Consider the following 12039-nt stretch of genomic DNA (forward strand, 5'->3'; position numbering starts at 1 on the left):
CGGTGTCGGATCCCCCGAAGTGATGACATCCGAGTCGACATCCTCCTGACGACGCCCCACCGAGTCGGCCCCACCCTGGACACCATGATGGAGTTGTTGCGCGACAACCCGATCGCGGCCGTGATCGCGCTGTGCGAGCTGGGCCTGTGGGTCCTCGTCGGCGTTGGGCTGAGCCTGCGGTACCTGGCCGGACTGCGGCGCGCGAGCACGGTCGTGCTGGCCTGCATCCCCCTGCTCGACGTGGCGCTGGTGGTCGCGGTGGCGCTCGACCTGCACCGCGGCACGCCGGTGAGCACGATCCACGGGCTCGGCGGGGTCTACCTCGGCACGAGTGTCGCGTTCGGACCCGCGCTCGTGCGGTGGGCCGACGTGCGGTTCGCACACCGCTTCGCCGGCGGGCCGAAGCCCGTGAAGGTGCCCCGGCGCGGCCCGGAACGCCTCCGGCACCTGTGGCGCGAGTGGTTCCGGATCGTCAACGCGGCCGCCATCGCGTCGGTGACGCTGCTCGGCCTCGCGCTGGTGGTCGCCGACGATGCCCAGGCGCCGACCCTGTACGGGTGGATCGGCCGCTGCTGGACGATCGTGGGCATCTGGTTCGTCGCCGGCCCGCTGTGGGAACACCGACCAGCGGGGACGTGACTAGGGTGGACCGGTGGCACGCACGCGGCTCTACCGGGACGGCAAGCTCGCCGCCGAGGACTTCCCGGCCGAGGAGATCACCGAGTACCTGCACGAGGACGGGGCGACGGTCTGGCTCGACCTCGTCTCGCCGAGCGAGGAGGACCTCGAGCGGGTGGCGGTCGAGCTCGGGCTGCATGAGCTGGCCGTCGAGGACGCCGTGCAGCCACACCAGCGGCCCAAGATCGACGTGTACGACACGCACTGCTTCCTCACCGCGTACTCGGTCGCCGTCGACAAGCACGCCCACCGGCTGACCAAGGCCGAGGTCGACGCGTTCGTCACCGACCACGCCGTGGTCACCGTGCACGACGACGACTTCGACATGGACGAGGTCGTGCGGCACTGGGACAGCATGGCCCACCTCGCGAAGCACGGCACCGGCTTCCTCGTGCACGGCCTGGTGGACCACGTCGTCGACACGCACCACGAGGTGGCCCAGCACCTCGACGACCTCGTGGAGTCGCTGGAGGACAAGGTGTTCACCGAGCGGCCGGGGCACGACCTGCAACGCCGCGTGGTGTCCACGCGGCGCTCGCTCGTCACGCTGCGGCGGGTGGTGCTGCCCATGCGCGAGGTCGTCAACTCGCTCGTCCGCAGCGAACCGCAGCTCGGCGGGCCCGAGATGACGCCGTACTTCCAGGACGTCTACGACCACGTGCTGCAGTCCATCGAGTGGACCGAGTCCCTGCGCGAGTTCGTCGCCACCATCCGCGAGACGCAGCTCAACGTCCAGGGCAACCGGCTCAACCTGATCATGAAGAAGGTGACGAGCTGGGCCGCGATCATCGCCGTGCCCACGGCCATCACCGGGTTCTACGGCCAGAACCTGCCCGTTCCCGGAGCCGGGCGCGCGTGGGGTTTCTGGGTGTCGAGCGCGGTGATCGTGGTGACCGGCGTGGCCCTGTACCGGATGTTCAAACGCCGCGACTGGCTGTGAGTGCCGCCACGCTGTCATGATTCCGTCAGCATTCATCCCGTAGGAGGCGGCCCATGGCCGGACAGTTCGAAGGCAACTCGGAGATCGACCGGCCCATCGCGGAGGTGTTCGCGTTCCTGGCCGCCGGGGTCAACGACCCGAAGTTCAGCCCGCGCGTGCAGCGGATCGAGAAGAGCACCGACGGCCCGGTCGCCGTCGGCACGGTGTTCACCAGCACCGTGAAGGACGCGGGCATGACGACCAGGCGCGCGTTCCGCATCACCGAGCTGGACGAGCCGACGAAGATCCGCTGGGCCGAGCAGTCGAAGAACCTCGTGACGGCGGTCGAGGGCGGCTACGACCTGACCGACCTCGGCGACGGCAGGACGCGCCTGCGGGTGTTCAACGTGCTGGCGGGTCACGGCTTCGGCAAGCTCGTCGCGGGTTTCGCGCTGAAGGCGGCGCAGAAGGACGCACCCGCGTTCGCGCAACGGATCAAGGCGGCCGTCGAGGCGTCCTGAGTGGACACCGCGGGCCAATGGCCTGGCGACCGGGAGCGCGGTTCCCCTACGCTCCCGGCATGCTGCCCTGGTCAAGTCCGTTAGCCGGCCGTATCGAGCACGACATCCTGCACAGCGAACTGCTGCGGGACAACCCTCTCGGCGACCCGCACGAGCGCCCCGTGTACGTGTACCTGCCCCCTGGTTACGACGACTCCGACCGGCGCTACCCGGTCGTGTACGTGATCCAGGGCTACACCGGTCACGTGGGAATGTGGTTCAACCGCCCCCCTTTTCGCCGCCCGTATCCCGAGCTGGCCGACGACGTGTTCGCCACCGGTGACACGCCGCCGGCGATCCTGGTCTACGTCGACGCGTGGACCGCGTTCGGCGGCAGCCAGTTCCTGGACTCCCCCGCGACGGGCCGCTACCACTCGTACCTGTGCGACGAGGTGGTCCCGTGGGTCGACGGCAGGTACCGGACGCTCGCCGACCCCGCCCACCGGGCGATCTCGGGCAAGTCGAGCGGCGGCTACGGCGCGATGATCACCCCGATGCTGCGCCCCGACCTGTTCGGCGCCCTGGCCACCCACGCAGGCGACGCCCTGTTCGAGGTCTGCTACCTGCCGGACTTCCCCCGCGCGGCAAGGATGTTGCGTGACGGGTACGAGAGCGACTACGCGAACTTCCTCGCCGACCACGCCCAGCGGCTGCACGGCACCAAGGACACCGACCTGGAGCTGATCGAGGTCTACGGCTACGCGGCCGCGTACTCGGGCAACGAGGACGGTTCGGTCTCGCTGCCGTTCGACGAGCTGGGCGTGCTCGTACCTGACGTGTGGGCACGCTGGCTCGCGAACGACCCGGTCCGCATGGCGGCGGAACCCCACCACGCCGAGGCACTCCGCGCCATGAAGGCGATCTGGATCGACGCGGGCCGCGGAGACGAGTACTACCTCGACTTCGGTGCGACGGCGTTCCGCCGCGCGCTGACGACCGCGGGCGTCAGCGACGACAACGTCCACTTCGAACTGTTCGACGGCCGCCACGGCGGGATCGAGTACCGCTACCCGCTCGCACTGGCGTGGCTGTGTGAACGCATAGCCGGCTGAGCGCCGCCTGTCAGGGCGCGCGGAGCTGGATCGCGATCAGGTCGTACTGGGAGTACGAGTTGATGTCGTCGGTCATCTCCAGGTGGATCTCCAGGCCGTCGCGATGCCAGGTCTCCTCCGGTTCGAGGCCCTCGGTGCGTTTGTCCGGGTCGCCCAGCTCCGCGCGCAGCAGGTTGGACAGGCGGGCGAACTCGTCGTCGAAGGCGTCGCGTTCTGCGTCGGGGTCCCGCTCCCAGACGTCCGCGTACTCGTCGTCGAGGTCGTCGACTTCCTCCTCCTGCGCGGAAAAGGCGTCCTCGTCGTCGTAGTCGTCCGTGTCCTCGTCGAGGTCCAGCGCGGGCCAGAACAGCGCGCACGGTAACCGGACGAACGCACCAGCGACACCCGGCTCGTCGCCGAGCTCAAGGCGCCAGCCGTTGTCCTCGTCACCGAAGAAATGCGGGGCGCTGGCGCCGGCCGACCACTCCAACGGTTTGCCGTCGGGTGCCCAACCGGCCTCCACCAGCGCCTTCTCGACGCCCTCTCGGGTCCAGTCGCTGGTCAGCGAGAGGAGGACCCTGATTTCCGCCGGGCTCACCGGCAGCTTCTTCATTGACACGCGTTGCAGCGTACTACCGCTGCGGCGCAAGGGTTTTGGACCACAGACTGGCGCCCTGCCCGTTGCGGAGGTCGACGGTCAGCGCACCGCTCCCGCCGTCGACGTGCACCTCGCCGAAGTGCTGGAACCCTTCGAGCGGCGACGCGTTCGCGACGGGCGGGGTGTGGGTGAACACCGCCCGGGGCCCGAACGTGGGGTCCAACGCGTTCGGGCCGAAGGCGCCGGCGTGCAGCGGACCGGACACGAACTCCCAGAACGGGTCGAAGTCCCCGACGGCCGCGCGGTCCGGCGAGTAGTGGTGTGCGGCGGTGTAGTGCACGTCCGCGGTCAGCCACACGACGTTGCGCACCCGCTTGCGCGCCAGTGAGCGCAGGACCCCGGCCAGCTCGTGCTCGCGCCCGCCGGGAGCACCGGGCAGACCGTTGGCGACACCCTCGAGGTCGGTGCCGTCCGGCACGGTCAGACCGATGGGCAGGTCGTTGGCGACGATCTTCCAGGTGGCGGTGGACCGGGACAGGCCGTCGACCAGCCAGTGTGCCTGCCGTGAGCCGAGGATGACGCCCTGGCCGTCCTGCGGTGCCGTGTTGGCGTCCTTGTAGGTGCGCATGTCGAGCAGGAAGACCTCGACGTGGCGGCCGTAGGTGAAGCTGCGGTAGACCCGGCCGTCGACGGCGCGGCGGCGGTCGATCGGCTGCCACTCGTGGAAGGCCTGGAACGCACGGCCGGCGAGTACGTCGACGCGCTTCTCGGTGTACTGGGGGAGGTCGAGGATCTCGCCGGGGTACCAGTTGTTGAGGACCTCGTGGTCGTCCCACTGGACGTAGGTGGGAACGCGGGAGGTGAAGGCCCGCACGTTGTCGTCGAGCATGTTGTAGGCGAACTGGCCGCGGTACTCGTCGAGCGTCTCGGCGACCTTCGACTTCTCGGGGGTGACGACGTTGCGCCAGATCCGGCCGTCCGGGAGGGTGACGGCCTCGGTGAGGGGGCCGTCGGAGTAGACGGTGTCGCCACTGTGGAGGAAGAAGTCGGGGTTGCGGCGGAGCATGGCGCGGTAGGCGGTCATACCGCCGATGTCCGGGTTGATGCCCCAACCCTGGCCCGCGACGTCGCCCGACCAGGTGAACCGGACGCTCTCCCGGCCGGTGGGGGCGGTCTGGAACGATCCGGTGACCGGGGCGCTGCGGACCCGGCCGTCGAGGTCCTCGGCGGTGACCCGGTAGTGGATGGTGCGGCCCGACGAGAGGTGGTCGAGGCGCAGCTTGCCGGTGCCGCCGGTGGCCGGGGTGAGGAGGGGGCCGCGGACGGTGCGGGCGTGGCGGAAGTCATCGTCGTAGGCGACCTCGACGAGCATGCGGGAGGGGCGGTCGGCCCGCGTCCACACGATCGCGCCGTCGGTGGTGACGTCGCCGGACTGGACGCCGTGGGTGAGGACCGGCCGCTGCCTGGCCGCCAACGCGACGCCCGGCGCGACGAGCCCGGTGCCGAGCACCCCCGCGCCGATCGCACCCGCGCGCAGAAACGTCCGCCTGCTGACCTGCTCGTTCGTCATGGTGCGGTTTCTAACGGCCCAGGAAGAACGGCGAGTCAACCGGAGGTGAACGTCTGCCGGGGTTCCAGTGGGTGGGGCGGGCACGTGCACCCGGCCATCGTCGGTCAACTCCCAGACCACCGCGTCGACCGGCATCCAGCCGACCGGCACCGGCCGCCGGGCGGTGCCGGGGCGGCGGCGGTTCGCGGGCCACACCCAGTCGGCGTGGTGAGGTGTCGTCTCGTCCACGAACAACACGACTCGCGCCACACAACCAAAGGCCTTCCATCAATCTCGCGATAATCGTAGGTCCACATCCGATGAATTGGCCGTGCGATCGAGTCGCTGGATGACGCACTCCTCTCCGCCGTGGAAGTAGAACGCACCGACGGGGATTTCCGCTCGGCGGCTCGACACCCACTGCTGCTCCATAGGTCTACGGCCTCGTCAATTGCCACATGACGTAGTCCGCGTTCCGTTCTACTCAGCTCCGCCAGTGGCAATTGGGCAATTTCTGGCGCACGTTCGAGTGACAGGCACACACGCTCCGTGTGAATTGCGCAAACACATGCTCCGATTATACGGTCACGTGCCAGAGACCCCTTTTTCAACATCACTACTATCACCAGGCGCAAGTCCGACAAACCCAGCCGAAAGAAGGCGTAGCTTGCGGTAACGGCAAGGGACGGCCGAGAACAAGTGGAGGGCGACAGTGCAGGGACGACTGTTCACATTGGTCGACACGGAGGTCCGCGACGGGATTTTCGCACGGAGAGTGGAAATTCCCTCCATCGACGGACACGCTGTCGTCATATATCAGCAGAATCTGTCAACACAACGGGGCACCCACGGAATTCGCAGTTCCGCGGTGCACGACGAACGATGAACACCATGGCGGGCGTGAGCGAACTGGACGTACTGCTGGAGACCGCAGGCAAACGCGGCTACCTCTGGCACATGTTCCGCGTCGACGGGCACGGACCCGAAGTGCTCGCCGGCGTCCTGCAGCACGAGGGGTGTGCGGACGTGTTCGTGTTGTCCGGCATCGGGAACGCACACGCCTACCGGGTACCGACCTGCATGGACACCGACGTGTTCGCCCCGACGCGGGTCTTCTGGTGGTACTGCGCGACTCCCGTGTGGACACTCAGGGCGGTCCTGACCCTGCGGGCGCCAGGAGAGCTGGGCGCGCTCATCCAGGCGCCCGCCGGCCTGGGTGTGCCCGGCGACCGCATGCCGGTACGCATCCGGCGCCGGACATAGTGAAGGGCGCGTCCGGGGGTTCCAGACGCGCCCTTCGGAAGACATCAGCCGATCGGGATCCGGTTCAGGTCGCGGTCCATCTTCGTCGACGGGACCGTGACGTTCACGGCCGAGACCGTCGGTGCCACCGCGGTCTCCGCCAGTGCGGTCGCGCCCGGCGCCAGCGACACCGGTAGCCCCAGCCTGCTGCGGCCCAGGTCGACCTGCACCGTCGCGCCCGTGCTCGTCGGGACCGTGTACTGGGTGTCCGACACCGTCAGCACCAGGCCGAGCACCCGGCCCGCGGGCAGCACGACATCATGCGCCATCAGGTCGAAGTTCACCGTGTACCAACGGCCCGGCTGCAGCGGCGTCGGGTGTGACAGCGAATCACGGTGTGCCGCGTCCACCCAGCCCCTGGTCATCACCGCCGCGTCGGACATGACCACGTCCTTGGCCGTGTCCCGATAACAGGCGTCATCCGTGGGGCTCGACGCGCCGTAACACGATTCGGTCGTCAGCGTGCGGATGCCCTCACCGGAGCCCTGGTAGTTGACCCGCGTCGCCGTGCCGTAGTCCACGAGCCGCGCGGACAGCTCCGTGTTGGGTTTGTCCACCCTGACCCGCAGCGAGATCGTCGTCGTGCCGCTGATCCGCAGGTCCCTCGGCAGCGGCGCCGACAGGAACACCTGCCTGCCCGCGATCGGCGTGTTCGGGTTCGCGACCAGTGTCCGCTCACGCAGGGTCGGGTCGTCCACGACTGACACTGCAGTACCTGGACGAGTCGGTGTCAGGTTTAGCGTGCCCGCGGTCCCGTCACCGGCGCCCAGCGACACCGGAAGAGTGAACGTGCCCCGCGCGGGCCACGTCGGCTCGTTCACCCAGACGTCGGGTGCTCGCTCGATCGTGGACATCGGCTCGCGCATGATGCCGTTGGGCAGGTCCTGCAGCCAGTAGTCGAACCAGCGGTGCAGGGTCTCCACCCATTCGGAACGCCGGAAGTCGAACGGGTCGACGTGTCCCTCCTGGCTGAGCCAGATCTTGCGGGGCACCCGGTTCTTCGCGAGCGCGTCCCACCACTGGGCGAAGTGCTTCGGCTCGACGTTGCCGTCGTTGATGCCGTGCACGACGAACACGCTGGCCTTCACCTTGCGTGCGTCCGGCACGAAGTTCCGCTCCGCCCAGAACGCGTTGAAGCTCCCGGTCGCGTTGTCGGAATCGGTGAGGATCGCGTCCCTGACCGGCTGGCACACCTCCTCGGGCCTGCCGTTGACATAGCCGGACAGCCAGTGCGGGCCGCCGTCGGTCGTGTAGAGGGCGCCGTTGTCGCGGTAGTAGTCGTACCAGCTGGAGATCGCCGAGATCGGCACGATGGTCTCGAGGCCCTCGACGCCGGTGGCCGCGACACCGTTGGCGACGCTGCCGTCCCACGACTTGCCGATCATGCCGACCTTGCCGGTGGTCCAGGTGGCCCTGGCCGGGGTGCCGTCCGCGTACGCGGCCCGGCCTCGACCGTTGAGCCAGTCGATGACGGCCTTGACGCCCTCGATCTCCTCCCGGCCGCCGACGTCGCCGCACCCGGTCGACCGGCTGGTCCCGTTGAAGTCCACGGCGGCGAACGCGTAGCCACGTGGCACGAAGTAGTTGTCGTAGAAGAGCGGGAACTTCGTGACGGTGCCGTCCGCCGCGTACTCCTTCAGCTCGCTCTCGTTGCCGCGGCCACAGCACTGGTAGTACGGCGAGGCGTCCATGATCACGGGGACCCTGCCCGCCGCGGCCTCCCTTGGGCGGACGAGGTCGACGGCCACCTTGTCCGGCACCCCGTCGCCGTCGTTGTCGAGCCGGGTGGTGACCCAGACGCTCTCCCGGATGGCGTTGGAATAGTCGTAGACGGGGACGGTTCGGGTGCCCTGGACGTGCGGTGGGCGGGGCGCGGCCACCGCGGCGGGTGGGGCGATGACGAGTCCGGCCAGCACGGCCGCGGCAGCGACCAGCACGGCCCGGCGCAGGGGAGGTAAGGCCATGTCGGAAACCTACCGGCGGCGCGGCACCACGTGGAAGGTTCACCGTTTGCCAGGCCCCCCGGTGCACTGAAGGACGCCTTCATAACACCCGGTGCACTGAAGGACGCCTTCGTAACACTCGGCGCACTGAAGGCGTCCTTCAGTGCGGGAGCCGGGGGCAGGAGGCGGGGGGCGAGGTCAGCGGATCGTGTAGATCCCGGTCGTCTCGGTGTGGTAGCCCTTCGCACCGACTGCTGCCGCCAGCGGGCTGCGGAAGTCCTCGCCTGCCGACAGGCACGCGAGCACGTGCGCGAAGTCGTACCGCGGCGTCCACCCGAGCGCCGAGCGGGCGCGGTCGTTGACGTACACGCGGTCGATGTCGTCGAACATGCGCCAGCCGCGCCGCCCGTACTCCTCGGGCTGGTCCGGGAACAGGCGCGCCACCACCGAGGCCGCCGACCCGTGCAGTTCGGTCAGGTGGGTGGGCGTGAACGGGGTCGTCGCGCTCACGATCATCCGGTCGAAGCCGATCGACGGGGCCGCCGCCATCGCGAGCAGGTGCGCGTCGACCACGTCCTGGAGGTCCACACGCCGGTACAGGTACTCGTTCGCCTTGAGGTTCGCGTCCTCGTAGGCGTTGCGGACCTCGTCGCGGTCGTCCGCCTCCGGGAAGAACCGGGACGTGCGCAGGACCACCACCGGCAGGCCGTGGTCGCGGTGCACCAGCTCGCACAGGTTCTCGGCCGCGGTCTTCGTGACGCCGTAGACGTTGCGCGGCACCGGCACGACGTCCTCGGTGATCCAGGTCGCCGGACGGCCCGCCCCCGGCGTGAGCGCGCGGCCGAACGCGCTGGTCGTGCTCGTGAACACGAAGCTCCCGACCCCGGCGGCCACCGACTCCTCCAGCAGCGTCAGCGTGCCCGTGACGTTCGTGTCGACGAAGTCCTGCCGGGTGTGCGAGCCGACGTGCGGCTTGTGCAGGGTCGCCGGGTGCAGCACCGCCGTGACCCCGGGCATGGCCGAACGGACCACGTCCCGGTCGGCGACCGAGCCGACCACCGTCGTGAACGGCGAGGCCAGCACGTCCAGGCCGACGACGTCGTGTCCGCGTTCCATCAGTACCCGGACCAGCGCTTCCCCGAGGTGACCCGCGCTGCCCGTGACGAGAATCCGCTCCATGGCGCCAACGTTAGGCAGTGGCCGCAAGTGGATTGGCAACGAGACGACGTATCGGTTCGTTGACCAAGTAGGGCACGGTTGGGGGCACGTGACGACGCCAAGGAGGTCATCGTGCGGTTCAAGGGGTTCCTGCTGACCCTGGTGCTGGTGTTCAGCACCCTCCTCACCCTGCCGGCTGCCGCGGAACACACCGGTGCGTGGGTGGTCTCGACCACTCGGCTCGACGACCGACTGGTCGAGTTGTCTGTCCACTCGTCGGCCGTCGGGCACGACGTCGGCGTGCGGTTGCTGCTGCCACCCGACTTCGACCGCTACCCGGCACGGCGGTGGCCGACGCTCTACCTGCTCCACGGTTGCTGCGACGGCGACACCGGTTTCCGCAGCTGGACCGACAAGACCGACGTCGAGGAGCTGACGGCGCACACGAACATGCTGGTCGTGATGCCGGAGGGTGGTCCTGCCGGGTTCTACTCCGACTGGGTCTCCGGCCCGAGGTGGGAGACCTTCCACCTCACCGAGCTGCGTCGCATCGTCGAACGCCAGTACCGGTCCGGCACGCACCGCGCGGTCGCCGGCCTGTCGATGGGCGGGTTCGGCGCGCTGTCCTACGCGGCCCGCCACCCTGGGTTCTTCCGCGCCACCGCGTCGTTCAGCGGGGTCGTGCACCCGACCTACCAGGGCACGAGGAGCACGCAGTTCGTGATGGACCTCGTGCGTGGCAGCGGCGCCGACCCGCTCGCGCTGTGGGGCGACCCGGTCGCGAACGCGGACGTCTGGGCAGCACACAACCCGTTCGACCTGGCCAGGAGGCTGCGGGGGACGAAGGTCTACATCTCCGCGGGCAACGGCGAGGCCGGGCCACTGGACGGTCCGGACGCCGGCTTCGACAGTCTCGAGCAGCTGCTCGGTGAGCAGTCGGTCGCGGTGGCGGACCGGTTGCGGGCTTCCGGGGTGCCGGTACGGACCGACTTCTACGGTCCCGGCCATCACGCGTGGCCCTACTGGGAGCGGGCGCTGCACCGGGCTTTCCCGCTGTTGGTCCGCGCGACTCGCTGAAACTTCTCGGTGCGGCTAGGCCGGTCGCGCCTCCTTACAGGCGGCCGATCGGCCTACAAACCCTTACCCCGGAAGCGTTGTCAGTCGTTCTCCAACGCGTGGCGCAGTGCCTTCAACGCGTAGTACACGCGTGACTTGACCGTGCCCTGGGGCACACCGAGCACCCGCGCGGCCTCCTCGACCGTGCGGTCACGCAGGTAGGTCTCGGCGAGGGCCTCACGGTGCTTGGGGCTCAACGCCTGGAGGGCGTCGGCGATCACCATGGCGGACAAGGAGTTCTCCGAATCGTCTGGGATGGTCATCGTGTCGAGCGGCGCGGCGTCGACCACGTACGGACGCACCTTCGAGCTGCGTCTTCCGTCGATGACCAGGTTGCGTGCGACCGTGTACAGCCATGCGCGCACGCCGATTGACTCACGGTCGAGTCGATCCGCGTTGCGCCAGGCGCGGACCAGGGTCTCCTGCACTACGTCTTCAGCCCATTGCCGATCGTTGCCGGTCAAGTACAGTACGTGACCGAACAACGCTCCGCCGAACTCTCTGTAGAGAGCCCTGATGAGCGCCTCATGTCTGTCCGAGACGTCGTCCGCGCCGGCAGGTTCCAATCTTGGAGGCCGGCTCACGGGGAGACATCTTTGCCCTATATGGGCACCGAAGTCGAGTGACCCAGGTCACACCTGTTTCCTGGCCGTGATTGAACCGTGATTCGAAGGTATCCGTCTTTGCTGGTGACCACACGTGTTGGTTCCCCGAGAGAAGTCCTTGCACAGAAAGGGAACTCATGAGCACCCGACGCGACCGGCAAGCCGAGCTCGCGAGGATCGTCCCTCTCGATCCCCGCGTACTCGCAGGCGACGCTTAGTCCATTATGGAGGGAGAACGCCTCGGTCGTGTCGTGGCGGTGGCGCTGTTGGCGCTACTCGCCCCAGTCGCCTGCGCGGCTCTGGGTGTGGGTACACCTTCAGTGTCCGGCCTCCCGTCGTCCACCGGCAGCGCACCCCCCGCCGCGCGGCCACAGGACGGCGAGGAGGCCCCCACCGCCGAAGCGTCACAGAAGAAGACGAAGATCGTGCGAACCGGGCCTTGGGCGGCACCGGCGAGCCACCACCAGGTACGGCACGCGAGCAAAGCGCGGGTCCGCGCGTCCGTTTCCTCCGACCACACCGTGGTCGACCACGAACTGACTGAAGCGCCGTTGGAGCAGGCGCGGAGGTCGACCACACC

The 12039-nt window shown here is 68.7% G+C and carries 12 protein-coding genes; 7 read left to right on the forward strand and 5 right to left on the reverse strand.

Going from position 1 to position 12039, the window contains the following annotated elements; translation table 11 throughout:
* The first annotated feature begins 84 nt into the window (after window positions 1-84).
* From CLV71_RS08965 to CLV71_RS08980, 4 genes are read left to right on the forward strand one after another with little or no spacing between them, the layout of a single operon-like run.
* Entirely contained in the window at window positions 85-639 is a 555-nt protein-coding gene (locus tag CLV71_RS08965; protein WP_133902166.1) for a hypothetical protein, read from the forward strand.
* A gap of 13 nt (window positions 640-652) precedes the next feature.
* Window positions 653-1618: a magnesium transporter CorA family protein gene (locus CLV71_RS08970; protein WP_133902167.1), complete on the forward strand. Its 966-nt coding sequence runs from the start codon at window positions 653-655 to the stop codon at window positions 1616-1618.
* Window positions 1619-1671: 53 nt separating this feature from the next.
* A complete protein-coding gene (locus tag CLV71_RS08975; RefSeq protein WP_133902168.1) occupies window positions 1672-2118 on the forward strand; it encodes an SRPBCC family protein in 447 nt (148 codons plus the stop codon).
* A gap of 59 nt (window positions 2119-2177) precedes the next feature.
* Window positions 2178-3209: an alpha/beta hydrolase gene (locus CLV71_RS08980; protein WP_133902169.1), complete on the forward strand. Its 1032-nt coding sequence runs from the start codon at window positions 2178-2180 to the stop codon at window positions 3207-3209.
* 10 nt (window positions 3210-3219) lie between these two features.
* On the opposite strand, the gene CLV71_RS08985 is transcribed toward CLV71_RS08980, so the two are convergent.
* The gene (locus CLV71_RS08985; RefSeq protein WP_133902170.1) at window positions 3220-3807 is read right to left on the reverse strand and encodes a hypothetical protein; all 588 of its coding nucleotides are present in this window, start codon (window positions 3805-3807) and stop codon (window positions 3220-3222) included.
* A gap of 13 nt (window positions 3808-3820) precedes the next feature.
* Window positions 3821-5356 (reverse strand): alkaline phosphatase D family protein, encoded by a 1536-nt coding sequence (locus CLV71_RS08990; RefSeq protein ID WP_133902171.1) that lies wholly within the window; start codon window positions 5354-5356, stop codon window positions 3821-3823.
* 67 nt (window positions 5357-5423) lie between these two features.
* Here CLV71_RS08990 and CLV71_RS47550 point away from each other — a divergent pair, with 67 nt between their 5' ends.
* Both CLV71_RS47550 and CLV71_RS08995 read left to right on the forward strand, forming a co-directional pair.
* The gene (locus CLV71_RS47550) at window positions 5424-5567 is read left to right on the forward strand and encodes a hypothetical protein (protein ID WP_166664010.1); all 144 of its coding nucleotides are present in this window, start codon (window positions 5424-5426) and stop codon (window positions 5565-5567) included.
* 668 nt (window positions 5568-6235) lie between these two features.
* Complete coding sequence (locus CLV71_RS08995; RefSeq protein WP_133902172.1) at window positions 6236-6598, forward strand: hypothetical protein; 363 nt, start codon at window positions 6236-6238, stop codon at window positions 6596-6598.
* A gap of 44 nt (window positions 6599-6642) precedes the next feature.
* Here CLV71_RS08995 and CLV71_RS09000 read toward each other — a convergent pair whose 3' ends face one another.
* The gene (locus CLV71_RS09000) at window positions 6643-8601 is read right to left on the reverse strand and encodes a Xaa-Pro dipeptidyl-peptidase (RefSeq protein WP_133902173.1); all 1959 of its coding nucleotides are present in this window, start codon (window positions 8599-8601) and stop codon (window positions 6643-6645) included.
* 177 nt (window positions 8602-8778) lie between these two features.
* Window positions 8779-9759, reverse strand: a complete 981-nt coding sequence (locus tag CLV71_RS09005) for an NAD-dependent epimerase/dehydratase family protein (protein WP_133902174.1) — start codon at window positions 9757-9759, stop codon at window positions 8779-8781.
* 78 nt (window positions 9760-9837) lie between these two features.
* Here CLV71_RS09005 and CLV71_RS09010 point away from each other — a divergent pair, with 78 nt between their 5' ends.
* Window positions 9838-10815 carry an alpha/beta hydrolase gene (locus CLV71_RS09010; RefSeq protein WP_133902175.1) on the forward strand — a complete coding sequence of 326 codons (978 nt, stop codon included), beginning with the start codon at window positions 9838-9840 and terminating at the stop codon, window positions 10813-10815.
* A gap of 80 nt (window positions 10816-10895) precedes the next feature.
* On the opposite strand, the gene CLV71_RS09015 is transcribed toward CLV71_RS09010, so the two are convergent.
* Window positions 10896-11438, reverse strand: a complete 543-nt coding sequence (locus CLV71_RS09015; protein ID WP_341771489.1) for a sigma-70 family RNA polymerase sigma factor — start codon at window positions 11436-11438, stop codon at window positions 10896-10898.
* Window positions 11439-12039 lie beyond the last annotated feature (601 nt).

It is taken from the genome of Actinophytocola oryzae (genome assembly GCF_004364325.1).
In the GTDB taxonomy this organism is placed as follows: Bacteria; Actinomycetota; Actinomycetes; order Mycobacteriales; family Pseudonocardiaceae; genus Actinophytocola; species Actinophytocola oryzae.

Bases quoted from the DNA above. Each gene is read 5' to 3' on its own strand.
- CLV71_RS08975 (WP_133902168.1), top strand. From the start codon at position 1,672: ATGGCCGGACAGTTCGAAGGCAACTCGGAGATCGACCGGCCCATCGCG.
- CLV71_RS09000 (WP_133902173.1), bottom strand. From the start codon at position 8,601: ATGGCCTTACCTCCCCTGCGCCGGGCCGTGCTGGTCGCTGCCGCGGCC.
- CLV71_RS08980 (WP_133902169.1), top strand. From the start codon at position 2,178: ATGCTGCCCTGGTCAAGTCCGTTAGCCGGCCGTATCGAGCACGACATC.
- CLV71_RS08965 (WP_133902166.1), top strand. From the start codon at position 85: ATGATGGAGTTGTTGCGCGACAACCCGATCGCGGCCGTGATCGCGCTG.
- CLV71_RS08990 (WP_133902171.1), bottom strand. From the start codon at position 5,356: ATGACGAACGAGCAGGTCAGCAGGCGGACGTTTCTGCGCGCGGGTGCG.
- CLV71_RS09005 (WP_133902174.1), bottom strand. From the start codon at position 9,759: ATGGAGCGGATTCTCGTCACGGGCAGCGCGGGTCACCTCGGGGAAGCG.